At 51.9% G+C, this 18,787-nt stretch carries 19 protein-coding genes and 3 tRNA genes; 8 read left to right on the forward strand and 14 right to left on the reverse strand.

The genetic code is table 11. The features are described 5' to 3' along the window. The 5 genes from BZG84_RS04110 to BZG84_RS04130 all read right to left on the reverse strand — a co-directional run. The coding region (locus BZG84_RS04110) for an SLATT domain-containing protein (RefSeq protein ID WP_077677993.1) at window positions 1–467 on the reverse strand (467 nt) is incomplete at its 3' end. Between the two features lie 290 nt (window positions 468–757). After that, window positions 758–1,180: a CBS domain-containing protein gene (locus tag BZG84_RS04115; protein WP_077479682.1), complete on the reverse strand. Its 423-nt coding sequence runs from the start codon at window positions 1,178–1,180 to the stop codon at window positions 758–760. Further along, window positions 1,177–1,527, reverse strand: a complete 351-nt coding sequence (locus tag BZG84_RS04120; RefSeq protein WP_069587355.1) for a P-II family nitrogen regulator — start codon at window positions 1,525–1,527, stop codon at window positions 1,177–1,179. Before BZG84_RS04120 ends, BZG84_RS04115 begins: the two co-directional genes overlap by 4 nt. A 9-nt stretch (window positions 1,528–1,536) precedes the next feature. Further along, entirely contained in the window at window positions 1,537–2,316 is a 780-nt protein-coding gene (locus BZG84_RS04125; RefSeq protein WP_077479683.1) for a DUF1538 domain-containing protein, read from the reverse strand. Then, window positions 2,316–3,041 (reverse strand): DUF1538 domain-containing protein, encoded by a 726-nt coding sequence (locus BZG84_RS04130; RefSeq protein ID WP_077677994.1) that lies wholly within the window; start codon window positions 3,039–3,041, stop codon window positions 2,316–2,318. The genes BZG84_RS04125 and BZG84_RS04130 overlap by 1 nt, the downstream gene beginning before the upstream one ends. A 235-nt stretch (window positions 3,042–3,276) precedes the next feature. On the opposite strand from BZG84_RS04130, the gene BZG84_RS04135 reads away from it, so the two are divergent. Then, window positions 3,277–4,170 (forward strand): TIGR01777 family oxidoreductase, encoded by an 894-nt coding sequence (locus BZG84_RS04135; RefSeq protein ID WP_077479685.1) that lies wholly within the window; start codon window positions 3,277–3,279, stop codon window positions 4,168–4,170. Between the two features lie 133 nt (window positions 4,171–4,303). On the opposite strand, the gene BZG84_RS04140 is transcribed toward BZG84_RS04135, so the two are convergent. Further along, window positions 4,304–6,745, reverse strand: coding sequence for an ABC transporter permease (locus BZG84_RS04140; protein WP_077677995.1), 2,442 nt, complete (start codon window positions 6,743–6,745; stop codon window positions 4,304–4,306). Further along, window positions 6,735–7,421, reverse strand: a complete 687-nt coding sequence (locus tag BZG84_RS04145) for an ABC transporter ATP-binding protein (RefSeq protein WP_077479687.1) — start codon at window positions 7,419–7,421, stop codon at window positions 6,735–6,737. Before BZG84_RS04145 ends, BZG84_RS04140 begins: the two co-directional genes overlap by 11 nt. Between BZG84_RS04145 and tesA the strand changes: the two genes are divergently transcribed. The 3 genes from tesA to BZG84_RS04160 all read left to right on the forward strand — a co-directional run bounded on the left by tesA (window position 7,420) and on the right by BZG84_RS04160 (window position 10,137). Next, window positions 7,420–8,034 (forward strand): multifunctional acyl-CoA thioesterase I/protease I/lysophospholipase L1, encoded by a 615-nt coding sequence (gene tesA / locus BZG84_RS04150; protein WP_077479688.1) that lies wholly within the window; start codon window positions 7,420–7,422, stop codon window positions 8,032–8,034. The two genes, BZG84_RS04145 and tesA, sit on opposite strands and share 2 nt — an antisense overlap. A gap of 11 nt (window positions 8,035–8,045) precedes the next feature. Beyond that, a complete protein-coding gene (locus BZG84_RS04155; RefSeq protein ID WP_077479689.1) occupies window positions 8,046–8,891 on the forward strand; it encodes an SDR family oxidoreductase in 846 nt (281 codons plus the stop codon). 391 nt (window positions 8,892–9,282) lie between these two features. Continuing rightward, window positions 9,283–10,137, forward strand: a complete 855-nt coding sequence (locus BZG84_RS04160; protein WP_077479690.1) for a co-chaperone YbbN — start codon at window positions 9,283–9,285, stop codon at window positions 10,135–10,137. A 21-nt stretch (window positions 10,138–10,158) separates the two neighbouring features. On the opposite strand, the gene cueR is transcribed toward BZG84_RS04160, so the two are convergent. Next, window positions 10,159–10,605, reverse strand: a complete 447-nt coding sequence (gene cueR, locus BZG84_RS04165; RefSeq protein WP_077479691.1) for a Cu(I)-responsive transcriptional regulator — start codon at window positions 10,603–10,605, stop codon at window positions 10,159–10,161. 107 nt (window positions 10,606–10,712) lie between these two features. Here cueR and BZG84_RS04170 point away from each other — a divergent pair, with 107 nt between their 5' ends. Together BZG84_RS04170 and BZG84_RS04175 are read left to right on the forward strand one after the other, a co-directional pair. Then, window positions 10,713–13,655 (forward strand): cation transporter, encoded by a 2,943-nt coding sequence (locus BZG84_RS04170; protein ID WP_241825751.1) that lies wholly within the window; start codon window positions 10,713–10,715, stop codon window positions 13,653–13,655. 12 nt (window positions 13,656–13,667) lie between these two features. Further along, on the forward strand, window positions 13,668–14,105 hold the full coding sequence (locus BZG84_RS04175; RefSeq protein ID WP_077479692.1) for a DUF411 domain-containing protein: 438 nt from the start codon (window positions 13,668–13,670) through the stop codon (window positions 14,103–14,105). A gap of 55 nt (window positions 14,106–14,160) precedes the next feature. Here the strand turns inward: BZG84_RS04175 and BZG84_RS04180 are convergent. From BZG84_RS04180 to BZG84_RS04190, 3 genes are all read right to left on the reverse strand, one after another. Then, window positions 14,161–14,237, reverse strand: a tRNA-Pro gene (locus BZG84_RS04180). A 52-nt stretch (window positions 14,238–14,289) separates the two neighbouring features. Further along, window positions 14,290–14,366: transfer RNA gene (locus BZG84_RS04185), tRNA-Pro, on the reverse strand. A gap of 53 nt (window positions 14,367–14,419) precedes the next feature. Continuing rightward, window positions 14,420–14,511 (reverse strand) — tRNA-Pro (locus tag BZG84_RS04190). Between the two features lie 306 nt (window positions 14,512–14,817). Here BZG84_RS04190 and BZG84_RS04195 point away from each other — a divergent pair. Both BZG84_RS04195 and smrA read left to right on the forward strand, forming a co-directional pair. Continuing rightward, window positions 14,818–14,955 carry a DUF3149 domain-containing protein gene (locus BZG84_RS04195; protein WP_069587366.1) on the forward strand — a complete coding sequence of 46 codons (138 nt, stop codon included), beginning with the start codon at window positions 14,818–14,820 and terminating at the stop codon, window positions 14,953–14,955. 147 nt (window positions 14,956–15,102) lie between these two features. Next, on the forward strand, window positions 15,103–15,687 hold the full coding sequence (smrA, locus tag BZG84_RS04200; RefSeq protein ID WP_077457314.1) for a DNA endonuclease SmrA: 585 nt from the start codon (window positions 15,103–15,105) through the stop codon (window positions 15,685–15,687). A gap of 100 nt (window positions 15,688–15,787) precedes the next feature. On the opposite strand, the gene BZG84_RS04205 is transcribed toward smrA, so the two are convergent. The 3 genes from BZG84_RS04205 to ushA form a co-directional block, all read right to left on the reverse strand. Next, window positions 15,788–16,402, reverse strand: a complete 615-nt coding sequence (locus BZG84_RS04205; protein ID WP_069587367.1) for a LysE family translocator — start codon at window positions 16,400–16,402, stop codon at window positions 15,788–15,790. 18 nt (window positions 16,403–16,420) lie between these two features. Then, window positions 16,421–16,894, reverse strand: coding sequence for a Cys-tRNA(Pro) deacylase (gene ybaK, locus BZG84_RS04210; protein ID WP_069587476.1), 474 nt, complete (start codon window positions 16,892–16,894; stop codon window positions 16,421–16,423). Between the two features lie 98 nt (window positions 16,895–16,992). Further along, a complete protein-coding gene (gene ushA / locus BZG84_RS04215; RefSeq protein WP_077457318.1) occupies window positions 16,993–18,666 on the reverse strand; it encodes a bifunctional UDP-sugar hydrolase/5'-nucleotidase UshA in 1,674 nt (557 codons plus the stop codon). Window positions 18,667–18,787: the final 121 nt, after the last annotated feature.

An 18,787-nucleotide genomic window follows, 5' to 3' on the forward strand; every position in this document is an offset into this window, starting at 1 on the left:
TTCCCACATGGTATTATGGTAAGGCTTGATTTTTCTACAGAATTCTGATAAACATCAACTTTTGCTCTCAAAAAGTCCAGTGAAGTATGATTTTCACAAGAGTCCAATACTTTCGTATAATTTTTAAAATTTTCATCATCCATCCTTTCACTTTTAGATTTCTTTTTTGAATTCAAGATCATATATATTCGTTGCAACTCAATATATCCAGCTTTAAAATTATTAGCTCTTTCTCTAAAACGTCCTAAGGAGCTGAATAACGAGAAGCCAAAAACAAAAACTGAGAAGCAGACAAAAACCTTAGATATTATCTCAGGTTGCTTTTCACCAATAAATATTATGGAAGAGGCGACTCCCCAAAGGGAGTACCAGAACATAAAAAAATCTGAATATCGGGCATGTTTAAGTAGACGCTCTTCTGCTTTTATCCAACATTTCCTTGTCCACCAAACATTATCTTTATTCATTTACTCCTCCTAAAAGAGCTCCGCTGGGAAAACTTTGAGACCGTTAACGCCTCTAAGTCTTTACTTGAGGCTACTGTCACCTTCATGACAGTAAGCGATAGAATCGCCTCTTGATTAGAGCCACCTCCACTCTATCTAAGGGAGGCTTATTCAGTCACACACCAGCGGAGCTAGAATAAATACTAGCAGCTGTAAAAAGTCCATACAATTGAAAAAGTAAACGTGAGTGACTATGGATTTTTTAAACAAACGTAAATCAATAAATACAGTGGAAGTTCATATCCTCCCCCCTAATCCTTCCTATGCTGACTCTCCACTTCTTCGGCGAGCATGCCGTAGATCACGATCAGGTTATAACTGACCATGCCGAGGACTTGGCCGTTTTCAATAACGGGCGCGCGGCTGATGCCGAAGCGTTCGAATAAACGGGCGCAGTATTTCACGTTCATATTGGGAGAGACGCCAAGCGCGGGTTTGGTCATAATTTCATAAACGTTGACCCGTGATGGCGCGCGGTTTTTGGCGAGCACTTTTTTGGCAATGTCGTTCATTAACACAATGCCGAATTCGTCATGCTCATCGCGTTTATTGACGATAATCGCTTTCACTTCTTGTTCGCGTGCAATGCGGATCGCTTCTTCGACCGTGGTGAGCCCATCAATACACACGGCATGGGCATGCATCACATCTCTTACCGTTTTATGTTGTTTCATAACTCGTCCTTCACCACTTCGGTTAATTCTCGCATTTGGTGGGCTACGCCCACGGCATCTTCCACATCTATTTGCACCGCAATACCACTGCCGGAGGTGGCATCAAACTCGCCCACGTCATTAATGGTTTCGAGAATAGCGCGTGATAAGTGCTCTTCCACCAAGAAGATAGCCACGTCTCGCTGTACATCCAGCGTCAGCCCTAAAAAGGTTTTCTTTTTCACCAAGCCTTCGCCACGCGCGTTGTTAATAATGGTCGCGCCGGTAGCGCCGGCTTGTCTGGCGGCATCGAGCACCGCATCGGTTTTAGCGTCTTCAATAAACGCCATGATTAATTTGAACCGCATAGGCTCTCCTTACGATGAACGCTGTGCGTGCTTTTTCTGTAAATAGGCTGTGATTTGGGCATAGCCCATCACGGTGATCATCGGAAACAAACTGGCAAACGCAATTAAGCCAAACCCATCGAGCATCGGGTTTCTTCCCGGTACGGTAGAGGCTAGCCCTAATCCCAGCGCCGTTACCAAGGGCACGGTGACGGTTGAGGTGGTCACCCCTCCAGAATCATAGGCCAAGGGCACGATAAACGGCGGGGCAAAATAGGTTTGGATCACCACCACCACATAGCCGGTGATGATGTAGTAATGGAGCGGGTCGCCCACCACAATGCGATAGCACCCCAAGGCAATTCCCATTGCCACGCCAAGCGCCACCGAGGCCCGTAAGCCGTTCACTCGAATCGCTCCGCCCGAAACCTTGGCCGCTTTGATCGCCACCGCGATCAATGAGGGTTCGGCCACCGTGGTGCTAAAACCAATTGCGGCACCAAATAGGTATACCCAGTAATAGGCCTGCCAATTAATCTCGCCGCCTGCTTTGAGTGCGTCGCCAACAAAATCAGTGGCAGTAAGCTGCTCGGCCATCGAAGCCCCAAGCGGGAATAGCGCCAGCTCCAGCCCCATTAAAAATAGGCTCAAGCCCAAAATGACATAGAAAAAACCAAACAAGATCCGTTTGGGGTTGTTGAGCGCTTTGCGCAGCACAAAGAGTTGAAAGCCAAAGATGATCGCGATAATCGGGATCACATCGCGCACGGTGGAGAAAAAGGTGTCGATAAACAGGCGCAGACCATCCATCACGCCACCACCATGCCGTAAGCCATCACAAAGATCATCGGTGATAGCGAGGCGAACGCAATCAAACCAAAGCCATCCACCATCGGGTTACGCCCTTTAATCACGGTTGCCAACCCCACGCCGAGCGCGGTCACCAATGGCACTGTAATCGTGGAGGTGGTTACCCCACCCGAGTCATAAGCAATGCCGATAATGCTGGGCGGTGCCACCATAGTCATCGCCACCACCAGCAAGTAGCCGCCGATAATTAAGCGGTGGATCGGCCAACCTTTCATAATCCGCACTACGCCAAGCACAATCGCAAAGCCGACAGAAAGCGCCACGGTTAGCCGCAGCCCATTGGCGTAGCTGTCTTTGGCTGCCTCTGTGGTGTTTATCATCCCGCCATTGGCGGCCACATCAGCCGCTTCCGCCGCCACCGCGGTGAGTGCAGGTTCCGCAATCGTGGTGCCAAAGCCAAGTAGGAAGGCAAACGCAATTAACCACCCTAAACTGCCTTTGTGGGCCAGCGAATGCGCCATCGATTCGCCAATCGGGAACAGCCCCATGTCTAAGCCGTACACAAATAAGGTCAGCCCAACGACCACGAGCACTAGCCCAATGGTGATGGATAACCAATTGGGCAATGGCTGGTTAAGGACAACCACTTGAAAGAAACCAATCACTAAAATGATGGGTAAGAGATCGCGAAAACTGCCAAGTAGTGATTTGAACAACGCCTGCATGTGGGTGACATGACTCCCTGCGTAACGAACATCGACCTTGAAAAGGCACAGTGTTTATATGCCTATTTATGTTAGCACTCCCAATGTGCGGTGCGAGTGACAAAGCAGAAAACTGCGCGATCAAACCAATTTTCGCTGCCACACGTAACAGGATACAAAGCAACCACTTGCGCTTAGTGGAAAAGCCCCTTAGCGTTAACAGCAGAGATTTCGTCACCCTTTTAGGACTCTAGGCATGAATATTTTAATCACAGGTGGCACGGGCCTGATTGGCAAAGCCTTGGTCGCCAAGCTGCAGCCGCAACATCAACTCACCGTGCTCTCGCGCGACAAAGAAAAGGTGACAAAGATATTCGGGGACTCGGTCGCCGCGATAGAGCGTCTTGACGACCTTCCCCACCTGAATGATTTTGATGCTGTGATTAACCTTGCCGGTGAGCCAATTGCCGATAAGCGTTGGAGCGAGCAGCAAAAAGGGATCATTTGTACCAGCCGTTGGGGGCTAACAGAAAAGCTGGTGGAGAAAATCCATGCCAGCAGCACGCCGCCCCATACTTTTATTAGCGGCTCGGCAGTGGGGTACTACGGCGATCAGCAAGACCATCCATTCGATGAAACCTTGGTGGTCCATGCCGATGATTTTGCTCAGCATGTGTGTCATCAGTGGGAAAAAATTGCCTTAAAAGGCGCCTCGCAACATACGCGAGTCTGTCTGCTGCGTACCGGTGTGGTGTTAAGCGCTGAAGGCGGCGCACTAAAACGGATGATGTTGCCCTACCAACTTGGCCTTGGTGGCCCGATAGGAAAAGGCCAGCAATACATGCCGTGGATCCATATTGATGATATGGTCGCAGCAATCATTCATTTGCTCGACTCGCCTGCGTTGCAAGGGCCGTTTAACTGCACCGCGCCAGAGCCGGTCACCAATAAACGCTTTAGTCAGGCGCTAGCCAGCGCCTTAAAACGCCCGCACCTTTTCTTTGTGCCTACCGTGGCGATTAAGGCCATGATGGGGGAAGCCTCGCACTTGCTGCTCGATAGCCAGCGCGCCCTGCCCCATGCTCTTGAAGATTCAGGGTTTAAGTTCCAACACCCCAAAGTAGAAGAAGCGATGGCGTCACTATTTTAATCGCCCATTCGCTTTTCGCCTAAGCGTGTTGCTGGTTAGATTTTTCGGGCGTTCTCCACAACAAAGCGGGTATCAAAAAAATTGATACCCGCTTTTTGCATATGAAAGGCGAACGCTTATCCGCCGCCCCGTATTAACGCCGCTGCGGATCAATCAGTTTGCGCAGCATCGAGGCGACCGTGACAAACACCAGCGCGACGGCCACAACAGGCAACACCGCCCAAAGCTCAGGGTGCAAGCGTACCTCCATTTCAAAGCCCCATTTCAGCAGGCCGACCATCGCCGCTTCTGCGCCCAGCACCGCCATCAGGCCCGATACAAAGGCCATCACGCCGTACTCGCTCCATAAGGTGCGCTGAATACGGGTACGGCTCGCGCCCAAGGTGCGATAGAGGTTTATCTCCTGCTGACGCTCGCTCAGGCTGATACGCAGCAAGGTGAGCAGCAATAATAAGCCGCTGATCACCGCCAGCCCAGCCAACACCGAGAGCGACAAGCCAATTTGACGCAAAATCGATTGAATGCGACTGCTCATGGTGCGCAAATCAAGCAGCGTAACGGTCGGGTACTCCCGCGCCAAGCGATTGAGCAAAGGCGTTTGCGATTCATCGAGCCTGAAGCTCACTAGCCAGTTAGCCGGTTTATTGGCAAGCGTCTCGCGGTCGAAAATAAAGTAGAAGTTAGGCCGCATATTGCGCCACTCGACTTCACGAATCGAGTTCACCGTGGCAGTAAAGTCTTGGCCGGTCACGCTAAAGGTCAGACTGTCACCAATCTCAATCCCCAAGCGCTCGGCAATGTCTGCCTCCACCGACACGCCATTCTCGGTTGGCCAGTCTCCGGCAATCACCTCATTGTGCGACGGCAAACTGTCTCGCCAAGTAAAATTAAGCTCGCGACGTAGTGCTTCATCCACTTCATCGCGCTCAACTTCATCGGTTGGGATCTGGTAACGCTCACCGTTTTTGCCCACCAGCCGGCCACGCACTATGGGATAGGCATCAGAGCGCATCAAGCTGGCGTCATCGAGTTCACCCACATAGTTTTGCTGCTCGCTCGGAGCAATATTCAGCGCAAACACATTGGGCGCATCGGGCGGCAGCATCCGTCCCCAATCAGCGAGCAAATCGGTACGCAGCAGCCAGATGATCGCCAAGAGCATAAAGGAGATCGCCAGCGCCCCTAATTGCACGCTGCTAGCCAGTTTATTGCGGGTAATTCGGCTAAGGGCCAATTTCACCGAGGGGGCGCGCACCCGTGATTTCACCAACCGGAGCAAGCCTAACCCTGCCAGCGCCAGCAAGACGATCATCACTGCCATCGCCCCCAGCACCGTCCATAGCAAGGTGTTATCAAACGCCCACAGTGCAAGCGCTCCCACTGGTATCGCGATTAAGATCGCCGCAGTGCCGCGACGTTGACGCCCACGGGCAGCCTGCGATTGCACCGCGGCCAACGCAGGCGCATCCAGCAATTTAAGCAGCGGCACGCCCAAGGCAGGCAGCGCCACCAAAAGCGCGACACCGGGCGCAAGCACCCAAGGCACCCAGCCATAGCTTGGCAGCGGTGAAGGCAGCACATCGGTCAGCGGCAAGCGCAATAACACTTCAAGCGTGTACCCCGCAGCCAAGCCCACGGCGGTGGCAAGGACAAACAATAAGGTTAACTGCCGAGCCAACCAGCGTCGCACCCATTGTTGGCTGGCGCCGAGGCTTTTTAGCATCGCCACCAAATCCGCGCGGCTTTTGGCGTAGTGCTGACAAGTTAAGGTTAACGTCGCCGCGGCCATCACAATCACCAGTACCACGGTTAACGACAAGTACTGACGGCTGCGATCCAGCATATCGCCGGTGCGATCAGAGGTGTTTTCATCCACCCAGCGCTCACCATCTTGCAGCGTGTAGCTGGCTTTAGCCGCGCTTAGGCTGGGCTCGTCACCGGTTAAAAAGTAGCGATAACGCACCCGACTGCCTTCGCGTACCACGCCAGCGGCAGGCACATCGGCTCGATGCATCATCACCGCAGGCATTTGGCTAAAGGGGTTAAACGAGAGTTCCGGCTCCGCGGCCAAGGTACCGCTCACCGTTAAATCGAGGTTACCAATCGATACGGTGTCGCCCGCTTTCACATCCAGCAAGCTAAACACCCGCTCAGACAGCCATAGCTCACCGGGTTGAATGCGTCGGTCACCACCAATGGCTTGGCCGTTTTGCTCCAGCACCAAATCACCGCGCAGCGGGTAAAGGCTATCCACCGCTTTCACGCTCACAAGCTGCATCTTTTGCTCGCTGAATGCCATGGTACCAAAGCGGGTTTGGGCAGACACTGTGGCGCCAGCTTGTTTAAACGCCTCAATTTGCTCGGTGTTAAGCGGCTGACGGGTGCGCAGCACGGTATCGGCGGCAATCAGATTACGCCCTTGCTGGGTGAGCACGTTTTCAATGCGATCGGCCAATGCTGATAGCGCAAACACACAGGTGATAATCAGTGCCAACGCCACCGCCACGGGCCAAATTTGCCCGTGTAACAGTTCGCGCCATGCCCAGCGATTGAGTAGTCCGTTGTTACTCGCCATTCACTCGCTCCTGTAGCTTGCCGCTGTCCATCATCAAGGTACGCTGACAACGCTTTGCCAGCGCCGGATCGTGGGTAACCAACACCAAGGTGGTGCCATGCTTTTCGTTCAGTTCAAACAATAAATCAATGATGGTCGCCGCGGTTTTTTGGTCAAGGTTGCCGGTCGGCTCATCGGCAAACAGCACCTGTGGGCGGATAATAAAGGCACGCGCCAAGGCCACCCGTTGTTGCTCCCCGCCAGAGAGTTGCGACGGCAAATGGCTTTCGCGCCCTTGCAAACCCACCGAGGCCAGCAGTTGCTTGGCGCGGGTTTCGTCTTCTTCCTCACCGCGAATGGTGAGCGGCAGCATCACGTTCTCAAGCGCGTTCAGTGACGGCACCAGTAAAAAACTTTGGAACACAAACCCCACCGATTCGGCCCGCAGTGCGGCGCGCGCATCTTCATCTAAGGTAGAAAGCTTGTGGCCGAGCAGATCGACCTCGCCTTCACTGGGCGTATCTAATCCTGCAAGCAAGGTCATTAAGGTGGATTTTCCTGCGCCGGACACGCCCATTAATGCAATCGACTCGCCTGCCTCGATTTGTAGCGAGACATCCTGCAGAATGGTAAGCGGCTGTTCGCGTGTCACGACATGTTTTGCAATTTTTTCGGCTCGAATAACAGGAGAGGCCATGTTACGCATCCTTACTTTGTTGTGTTTTTTGTGGGTGAGCAGTGCCAGTGCACAAACGCTCCTTGTCCTTGGTGACAGCTTAAGCGCTGGCTACCAAATGGCGGCTGAACAAGCCTGGCCTGCTAAGCTGCCGCGCGCACTCAACGACCATGATGTCGAGATTGAGGTGATCAACGCCAGCATTTCCGGCGATACCACCGCCAATGGCCTGCAGCGTCTGCCTCAATTATTAGAACGCCACCAGCCCGAATGGGTGCTGATTGAGCTCGGCGGCAACGATGGCCTACGCGGGTGGTCGTTTAACCGTATACGAGACAACCTTGAACAATTGATCACCCAAACTCGTGCGGCCGATGCCACGCCTTTATTGGTACAAATCCAAATTCCGCCAAATTATGGCCAGCGCTATGCACAAGGATTTGCTGATATTTATCCTACACTGGCAGAGCAAACACAAACCCCCTTGCTGCCCTTTTTTATGGAGACTGTGATCCAAAAGCCTGAATGGATGCGTGATGATGGCATTCACCCGATGCCGGAAGCACAACCTTGGATTGCCGATTTTATGGCGGAAAAGCTCGCGCCTTATTTGTCCGACGCGCCACAATCATGAGTGAGGATGTCATGGAAACGGCTTCGCCATTAAACAACGCCATTTTCATCACCGGCTGCTCCACCGGCATCGGCTATGCCTGCGCCAAAGCTTTGCATGAGCAAGGGCACACGGTGATCGCCAGTTGCCGAAAGCCTGACGATGTCAGCCGTTTACAGCAAGAAGGCTTAACCTGTATTCAGTTGGATGTGTCAGACACGGCCAGTATCAACCAAGCGGTCGACACAATCGCGCAAATGACAGGTGGCAAACTCTTTGCGCTATTTAACAACGGCGCTTACGGCCAACCGGGCGCGCTGGAGGATTTGCCCACCGATGCCTTACGCGCCCAGTTTGAGACCAATGTGTTTGGCTGGCACCATTTAACCCAAGCCTTGTTGCCGATGCTGCTTAATTACGGCGAAGGACGCATTGTGCAAAATAGCTCGGTGCTGGGCATCGTGGCATTGAAATATCGCGGCGCCTATAACGCCAGCAAGTTTGCTCTCGAAGGCTGGACCGATACCCTGCGTTTAGAGCTGAGCGATACGCCCATTAAGGTGAGCTTAATTGAGCCTGGTCCAATTGAAACCGCGTTTCGTGCCAATGCGCTTAGTGCCTTTAAACACTGGGTCGACCCCGATAAAAGTCGCCACCAGCACGCATATCAAAGCCAAATCGACCGTCTTGCTGCAGATGAAGGCGGCAACAAATATACCCTGCCCGCCGACGCGCTCGTTGCACCACTGACGCATGCGCTGTTCTCGCCGCGTCCCAAGGTGCGTTATCGCGTGACACAACCGACAGTGTGGATGGCAATACTCAAACGGCTCCTTCCCAGCCGTTGGCTCGATCGGGTCTTGCTCAAAGGCAGTTAATGCAATGGGAAGATGATCGCAAAAAAACGTGTTTGATGTCGCAATTGTCACATCAATGTCATAGATCGCGATTAATCTAGCTTGCATGAGTGGAAGCGGCCACTTGCTGACACGCTTTCCTTCATTGGCAGCCAAGCTGCCAAGCCAATAACACCGACAATAATAAACAACAGGAGCCGGCTGATGACCTTGCATCAATTGAACTGGCTCTGCTTGAGCGTCGCTTTGTGCGTGGTGCTCGTGTTGTAACCCGCACTCGTCATCTTTGATGGACTCGCTTGCAGACCGACGAAATAGGCCACCCTAGGGTGGCTTTTTCGTATCTCAGCTGCTTGAATTTCGACGCATTTGCCCCCACCCTTATTGCAAACACACTTCGTCGGGATCCATGATGCACGCAAACTATATCGTTGAATTAACCGAACATAATTTTCAGCAAATTCTTGAGTCTTCTTCACGCACGCCGGTGCTGGTGTATTTTTGGGCAAACATGATGCCCGAAAGCGTTGAGCTGAAAACGGTTGTCGAGCAGGTGGCTCACGATAGCCACGGCACCTTTACGCTCGCCACGATCGACTGTGAAGCGCAGCAGCTGATTGCCGCCCAGTTTGGCGTCCGCGCACTGCCAACGCTGGCTCTGTTTAAAGATGGTCAGCCGGTGGATGGCCTTGCCGGCCCGCAAAATGAAGAGACGGTGCGCGAAATGCTAAATAAGCACCTGCCAAGCCCAGAAGATCAAGCGTTTGACCAAGCGCGTCAATTGATGGCGGAAGGCAATTACACCGATGCCTTGGTGATCCTAAAACCCCTTGAAAGCAGCCACGGTGAGAAGGGAGACTTTAAACTGGCGCTGGCCGAATGTCTGGTCGAGACCCAGCAGTTTGATGCAGCGCAAGCCGTGCTCGATACGGTGTTGATGCAAGATCAAGACGCGACCTACAAAGGGCTGATCGCGAAAATTGAATTGCACAATCAAGCGGCTGACGCGCCAGAGATCCGTAACTTGCAAGATGCACTGGCCGAGAACCCAGATAATGCAGATATCGCCTATGAGCTTGCGGTGCAACTTAACCAAATCAATCGTAGCGAAGACGCACTTGAGCTACTGATGAACATTCTCCGTCGCGATATGAATCACGCCGATGGAGAGGCCAAGAAAACCTTGATGGATATTCTGGCCGCATTGGGTCAAGGCAACGAAATTGCCTCACGTTATCGCCGTCAACTGTACTCGCTACTGTACTAATTGGTCACTCACGCTTGGCAGCTATTTCGCCGACGCTTTGCAGCACTGACTTTCGGTAAAATCAATGCTGCCTAGCTCACTGTCTCCGCGCAGGGCTTCGATGATCGGGCACTGCGCGTCACCATCACCGGGACACGCTTGGGTAAGCGCTTGAAGGGTGGTTTTCATCGCCGCCAGCTCGGCAATTTTTTCATCGATCTCCATCAATTTACTCTCGGCGCGTGCTTTCACATCGGCACTGCGTAAAGAAGGATCGCGCGATAACGCTAACAAATCCGCACTTTCTTCCAAGGTAAACCCCACCAATCGCGCCCGACGGATCATTTGCAACTCGCTCACGTGCTGCGCGCGATAATCACGATACCCATTGTCGGCGCGGTGTGGCGGCGTGATCAGCCCTTTCTGCTCGTAAAAGCGGATGGTTTTGGTGGTTAAACCGGTTTTTTCGGCGACTTGCTGAATTTTCATTCTCGCTCCTTGACCTTCCAGTAGCTATAAGGTTTATGGTTCAGTTTACTCGATGTTGCGACGTTTCCCCAACACGTGCGCTGTGTTGTGATCATTAAGGAGCGGAAATGACAACCATAGATACCACCATGACTTATTACACCTTGCCTCTCGACGGGCTGAGCTGCAACGGGTGTGTGAAAAAAGTGACCCAAGCAGTGGCAACGGTCGATAACGTCCGCATAGAAAAGGCGGATACACAAGCTATCTCGCTGGAAGTGCTCGGAGATAACCCTGAAGCGACGCTTAAACAGATCGTCGATGCGATCGAGGCACTGGGATATCAAGCCGGCTTTCGTCATGCTTTGGTATTAAGTGGGCTAAACTGTGGGCGCTGTGTCGCCAAAGTCGAAGCGGCATTGGATGCCCTACCCACCGTGTTTTCGCACTCGGTAACTAAAACTCATGCAGATATTCATACCAGCTTGAGCTTGGACTCCATCATCCAAACCATTGATAACCTTGGCTATCAAGTCGGTTATCAGCATGAATTGGCATTGTCGGGGTTAAGCTGCGGTCACTGCGTGGCAAAAGTGGAGCGTGCGCTCGATGAAAACGATGCCGTTTTTGACTATCAAGTCAGCAAAGACGCGGCGACCGTACGCACCACACTCAGCGCCGAGACGCTGATTGAAACGATCGTAGCGTTGGGCTTTGGGGCCACACTCATCGATCCCAGCCAAGCAACGCCCTCATCAACCGAGCCACATCAATCGCAAACCGAAACCGCCGAGGTTGAGCAACAGGCCGAAACCAAGACGCGCACTGAGCCTTCATCCAGCCACTCACGCATGCAATTTGTGTTATCCGGCATGACATGCGCAAGCTGTGTCAAAAGTGTTGAAACTGCTATCAGCAGTGTGGATGGTGTGGCCAATGTTAGCGTGAACCTTGCTGAGCGCAGTGCCATTGTCAAAGGCAATGCGACGGCAGCGGCGATTATTCAAGCAGTAGAAAACGCAGGCTATGGCGCCGAGAAGGTAGAAGATGATAATGACCGCCGTGAACGCCAACAGGCTCAACAAGCCTCTGAGCTGAAAAGCTTTAAACGCAGCACCCTGGCTGGGTTAGGGCTTGGCGCACCGCTGATGGCTTGGGGGGTATTGGGTGGCAGTATGACCATTCAATCGACTCAAGATCAGTGGGCGTGGGGCGTGATTGCCGTGCTGACCCTGATCTTACTTGCAACCGGTGGTCGCCACTTCTTCGCGAATGCGTGGCAAGCGTTGATGCACAAACGCGCCACCATGGATACCTTGGTTGCGCTCGGCACGGGGGCGGCATGGCTGTACTCAACCGCCGTCGTCGTGGCACCGGCATTATTCCCTGAACAAGCACGCCATGTGTATTTTGAAGCCTCGGCAATGATCATTGGTTTGATTAGCTTGGGCCATGCGATTGAAGCGCGCGCACGTGCCAATACCTCCAAAGCGCTAGACCAGCTGCTTGATTTGCAACCGCCCACTGCCCTAGTGATTGAAAATGGCCAAGAAACCGAGCGCCCATTAAGTGATGTGGAAAAAGGCATGACTCTGCGCGTGAAGCCGGGTGCCAAAGTCCCTGTGGATGGTGAAGTGGTTGATGGCAGCAGCTATATCGATGAATCCATGCTAACTGGTGAACCTGTGCCGGTGCATAAGCAAGCGGGCGATACCTTGCATGCAGGAACCGTAAACCAACAAGGGGGCTTAACCTTTAAAGCCACCGGCGTGGGCAGCGACACCATGCTGGCACGGATTATCGATTTGGTGCGTGAAGCCCAAAGCAGCAAGCCTGAACTAGCCAAGTTAGCGGATCGCATCTCCTCTGTGTTTGTGCCTGTGGTCGTGTGCATCGCGTTACTTACCGCTGCTATTTGGTATCTTGTCGGCCCTGAGCCTTCAGTGAGTTATATGCTAGTGACAGCGACCACGGTGTTAATTATTGCTTGCCCGTGTGCGCTTGGGCTGGCGACACCGCTATCGGTCACCGCTGCGGTGGGACGCGCGGCTGAAATCGGGGTGTTAATCCGTGATGCGGACGCACTACAAACGGCCGCCAAGCTGCATACTCTGGTGTTTGATAAAACCGGTACGCTGACACGCGGCCAGCCTGAGGTAACGCATATTAATACCCTTCATGGCGAACAAGATCGCCTCATGGCTATCGCGGCGTCCATGGAACAACATTCCGAGCACCCCTTGGCACGCGCGATTGTGGACTATGCCAAAGCTCAAGCTCTCTCATTGCCCGAATCAAGCGACTTTAACAGTGAATCCGGTAAAGGGATCCAAGCCAAAATTGACGGTGAGCGTTACTACATCGGCAACCAAGCGTGGATGCGTGCGCAAGGCATGGATACCCGCCCCCATCAACACGATATTGATGCCATGACCCAACGCGGTGAGACCGCCATTTATCTTGCCAATGAACAGGCAGTGCTGGCGCTTATCGGGATCAGCGATCCGATCCGGGACGATGCGATTGATGCCGTCGCGCGACTGCAACAACAAGGGCTCGAAGTCATCATGCTATCAGGCGATCACCCCGATACTGCCAATGCAATCGGTCGCCAATTAGGCATTGATCATGTGATTGCTGGTGTGCTTCCGGATGGTAAGTCCGAGCAAATTCAAGCGCTGCAACAGCAAGGTAAGCGTGTGGCAATGGTGGGCGATGGTATTAACGACGCCCCCGCTCTTGCTCAGGCAGATGTGGGGGTCGCGATGGGCGGCGGCAGTGATATTGCGATTGAAAGTGCGCAAATTACGTTAATGCATCAACACCTGGGTGCGCTTGCCAACGCGATTGCTTTATCTCAAGCCGCCGTGCGCAATATGAAGCAAAACCTATTTGGCGCCTTTGTTTACAACACGCTGGGGATCCCGGTGGCGGCCGGTATTCTTTATCCCTTTACCGGCATGTTACTCAGCCCCGTGATTGCCGGCGGCGCAATGGCATTGTCTTCGATCACTGTGGTGACCAACGCCAATCGACTACGTTTTTTCAAAATAAAATCAGACAAGAAGTAACAAGGAGTGATAATGAAGCATTTACAACTACTGGTAGCAACCGTAGGCCTGATGAGTGCCTCAGCGATGGCCGCAAGCGGTGTGGTGTATAAATCGCCCAGCTGTGGCTGTTGCGACGATTGGGTTGAGCACATGGAGCAAGCCGGCTTTGAGCTGGAGGTTAAACCGCACAACAATATGGCGGCCGTCAAACAAGAGATGGGTGTGCCTGCCGACATGCAATCATGTCACACTGCACGCATCAACGGCTACGTGATTGAGGGCCATGTCCCCGCGCAAGAAGTGGAAAAGCTCCTTGCCACCCATACAGGCTATGAAGGTCTCGCTGTTGCCGGCATGCCGATCGGCTCGCCGGGTATGGAATATGGCGATCGTCACCAGCCCTACACAGTGATGGCATTTGACGAAACAGGTCATACTAAGGCTTTCCAGCACTATCCTAAGCCTTAAGCACTCACCTGCAATAAAACGAAAAAACCCCAGCCAAAAGGCTGGGGTTTCTTGTTGGTCGGTGAAGAGGGATTCGAACCCCCGACCCTCTGGTCCCAAACCAGATGCGCTACCAAACTGCGCTATTCACCGTTAATGCTTTTTACGTCAACCAAGTAACCTTGGATCACTCAGTTTTAAATAGTGGTCGGTGAAGAGGGATTCGAACCCCCGACCCTCTGGTCCCAAACCAGATGCGCTACCAAACTGCGCTATTCACCGACAATGTTCTTTACATCAGCCAAGCAACCCTAGATTACCGAGCTTAAAAATAGTGGTCGGTGAAGAAGGATTCGATTGGACCGGCTTCCGGCCCCCGACCCTCTGGTCCCAAACCAGATGCGCTACCAAACTGCGCTATTCACCGACATATGACAAGTTTTACGAATTGACGTTTATCTTGTCAAGCGAAGGGCTATGCGACCAAGTGCATCCCCGCGCTGAGGTCGCCTATAATACTCAAGCCCACCGAAACCTCAAGCCCTGTCCGATAAATTTTTTCTTGTTCACGCTTAAGCGGTGAAAGAAACGTCAGTTACGCAGAGACTGTGATCCAATTCCCGTTAACATGTGTTTATTATTTGTTCGCCACCCTGACTTGATCCTGATCAGTATTCAACTAACTGCCTATTGGCATTCTGACCCTACATTAACGGACACGAGGGTACAGACTATGGACTTTTGGCTTGATCTCCTTTTCGGCAATGCAGTCGGCTTGTCATCCATGATTGTCATCATCTGTACATTTGGCTTAATCAGCTTTTTTGGTGGTTACTTCATCTACAAAGTGATGACGTCCAAACCTCAGTAACCTGTTTTTTATTGCCTACCTAACTTTAAGCATTCTTGCTTAGTCCAGGGTCACATGGTTGGTCACAGAATGTGGCTCTGGGTTTCTTTTTTTAATTTCGTTTATACTGTCCCCAAATCGTATCAAACCACACATGGCATAAGAGCGATGAGTGATAAAAATGAGTTTGATTTGTTCCGCGAGATGATGTCTGACGTTGACCCCATTGAGCAGGACAAAGTAGAGACCCAACCGGCATCTCACCAGCCAACTGAAGCACAGCTGGCACGACAGCAAGCGGCGCAAAAGCTGGCCGACAGCGACCCTGAGTATTTGTCGTTGGATTACGCCACCATGGTGAAACCGGACGAAGTCATGGCCTACAAGCGCGCGGGTGTGCAAGAGGGCGTGTTCCGTAAACTGCGTTTAGGGAAGTATGACATTCACGCAAGACTCGACCTGCATAAGATGTCTTTGGAAAAAGCGCGCGATGAAATTTTACGCTTTTTAAAACAATGCCAGCGCATGGATATTCGTACCGTGGTGATTGTGCATGGTAAAGGAGAGCGCAGTAACCCACCGGCTATGATGAAAAGCTATGTGTGCCAGTGGTTACAGCAGATTTCAGATGTCCTTTGTTATCACTCGGCGCTGCGCCATCAAGGTGGCTCGGGAGCGCTTTACGTGATGCTGAAAAAAAGCCAAGAGAAAAAATTGGAAACACGCGAGCGCCATTTGAGCCGCCGCGCCTAGCGAATGTACCCCAACACGACACGGCGCTGTCTTGCGCCAAAGAAAAAAGACTGGTGAGCCACCAGTCTTTTTTGTACTTATGTTTCGGCCGTTATGCGGTTTAAAGCGTCACCACTACCCGAACCGATAGCGCGATTAACACCACGCCTGAGAGCTTATCCACCCACACGGCATGCTGGCGTAGCTTATCGACCACACTGGCACTAGAGAGCAGAAACGCGATCAGGGTATACCATAAGCCATCAATCAGTAGCGGTGTTAAAACAATCACACTGCGACTAAAGAAATCGGTGCCAATGGCAACAAACTGACTAAATAAGGCAATGAAAAAGAGCGCCAGTTTGGGATTAAGCATCGAGATCATCGCACCATCCCGCGCCGCCTCACCTAAGCTTGCCGGTTTACCCGCTTCAAGTTTGGACGCCACGCCACCTTGGCTCAACAAAGATTTGACGCCAAGCCACGCTAAGTAAGCCGCCCCTGTATAGGCAATCCCGGTAAAGAGTAACGGCGATTGTTTGAAGATCACGGCTAAGCCCAACATGGTGATCAGCGCATACAAACCGACGCCAAGCGCGTGCGCCCAAGACGCAACAATACCGTGTAATCGACTGTTGGCGAGGCTATGTTTCGCCATCACTACTAAACTCGGCCCGGGCGACATCGCACCGAGCATACACACAAGCGCCAATGAGGCCCAAATGGTGAATGTCATACTGGATTATCCTTATGGTTATTCGCCGATCGCCGCGTACTTTCCCGCAGTCAACGCCAACAAATCCGCTGGCGATAGTTCTATTTCTAATCCACGACGACCGGCGCTGACACAGATCGTCTCAAACTGTTGTGCAGATGCATCAAGTAGCGTTGGCAAGCGTTTCTTTTGTCCCAGAGGGCTGATCCCGCCAACCAAATAGCCTGTCACCCGTTGGGCATTCGCCGGCTCCGCCATCACCGCCTTTTTACCGCCTGCAGCTTTGGCTGCCGCTTTCAGGTTGAGCGAGCCTTTCACCGGCACCACTGCGACCGCCAGTTGTTTACTGTCACCATTAATGCAAAACAATAGCGTTTTAAATACCCGCGCAGGATCTTGCCCAAGTGCTTGCACCGCTTCTTCGCCAAAGTGTTGGTTGTTAGGGTCGTGTTCATATTGATGAACGTTAAACTTAATCCCATGTTTTTCAGCTAATTTAATCGCTGGTGTCATCATGCTTCTCTACAGCTAAAACACATCGCACTATCATTGCATAAAAAAAGCGGCACCGCATCGGTACCGCTTTGTCATCATGGCAATCTTAGTCAGATTTACTTGTAAACAATTTCGCCCTTCGGTGCGTAGTCGTTCACATCAATTGGGCTGTGCGCTTCTAGATAGTCTTTCAGCACTTCAGCATCCACGAAACCTGTGTTTACGTTACCAGGATGGTTAGTCAGTTTTGGATAACCGTCACCACCCGCTGCGTTAAAGCTTGGCACAGTGAAGCGGTAAGTTTTGTCCATATCTAATGGCTCACCACCGATTTTCACATCGTGAACTTTACCGTTTTCAACCACCATCGAGATACCGGCAAACTGTACATACGCACCAGAATCAACCGGCTTAGTGCCGACAACATTCAGGTAGTCCAGCACTTCTTTACCGCTCATATCGGTGTAGGTCACCATGTTGCCAAATGGCTGTACTTTCAATACGTCTTTGTAAGTGATGTCGCCAGCAGGAATCGAATCACGTACGCCGCCGGAGTTCATCACCGCAAAGTCTGCTTTCGCACGCTCCATGTGTGACATGGCGATCAGGCGACCAAGGTTGGTTTGTTGGAAACGCACCACATCACGATCACCTTCAAGCTTGCCATTGCTCTTAGCAATTTTGACGTTGAGTTTTTCTTGGCCTTTGTCTTGGTATGGCTTCAAGAAGTCATACAGCGCTTGATCTTTCGCGATTTCATCTTGGATGAAGACACGTTTCTTCTCACCGTTCACCTTGATTTTTTTCTTCAGGTTCACAGGGATCAGATCATAGCTAACGAGGTTCAAATCGCCGTTTTGGAATTCAAACTCCGCCTTACCGACATATTTGCCCCACTCGTGCGCTTGCATGATCCACGCACCGTTTTGCTGGTCTGGCGTACATGCATCACCCGGCTGGAAGTTTTTGTTGTACATGTTTGGACCTTCCATGCACACCGGCTCTTGCGAGTGTCCACCGATGATCAGATCCAAATCACCTTCATCAATATAACGCGCGAGCGCCACATCACCCGGTGCGTTCACACCACTTTTACCATCGGCATAGTGGCCCATGTGTGTCGCGGCAATGATGATATCTGGGTGCTCGGTTTCTTTCAGCTCTGCGATCAGTTTCTTCGCTTCCGCTTTTGGATCACGGAATTCCAATGAACCGATATACTCTGGGTTACCGATTTTGGCGGTATCTTCTGTGGTTAAGCCAATCACAGCAACTTTAAGGCCGTTGCGCTCAAACATTTGATAAGCTTGGAATTTGCGCTCGCCTGTTTCTTTATCATAAATGTTGGCTGACAGCATTGGGAAGTCGGCCCATTGCATTTGCTTTTCAAGCACGCTCAGTGGGTTATCAAACTCGTGGTTACCGATCGCCATCGCATCGTAACCAATTTGCGTCATGCCTTTAAAATCAGGTTCCGCTTGTAGCAAGTCAGACTCAGGCACACCGGTGTTGATATCACCGCCTGAGAGCAATAGCACCTCGCTGCCTTCTGCTTTTGCTTCGGCACGCAATTCATCAATCAGCGTTTTGCGCGCAGCCATGCCGTATTCGCCGTAGCGGTTGTGCCAGAAACGACCGTGGTGATCGTTGGTATGAAGAATGGTTAACTTATAAGTGGTATCTGGCGCCCAACCGTGTTCTGGTGTTTCTGAGCCTGTATTGGCGCACCCTGCCAATGACGCAATTAACGCAGCACTGACCGCTGCCTTCAAAGAAAGACGTTCCTTCATGATCTAAGACCTTATTAGCGATGGATAAGCCACCATCGACGACTGTCGACGATTATAAAACGCCGACTAGTCTAAAAGAATTCATGCTATCCCGCTGGTCTATTTCATTATTTTGTTGCGA

Source organism: Salinivibrio sp. PR932, assembly GCF_001996125.1.
Classification (GTDB): Bacteria; Pseudomonadota; Gammaproteobacteria; order Enterobacterales; family Vibrionaceae; genus Salinivibrio; species Salinivibrio proteolyticus.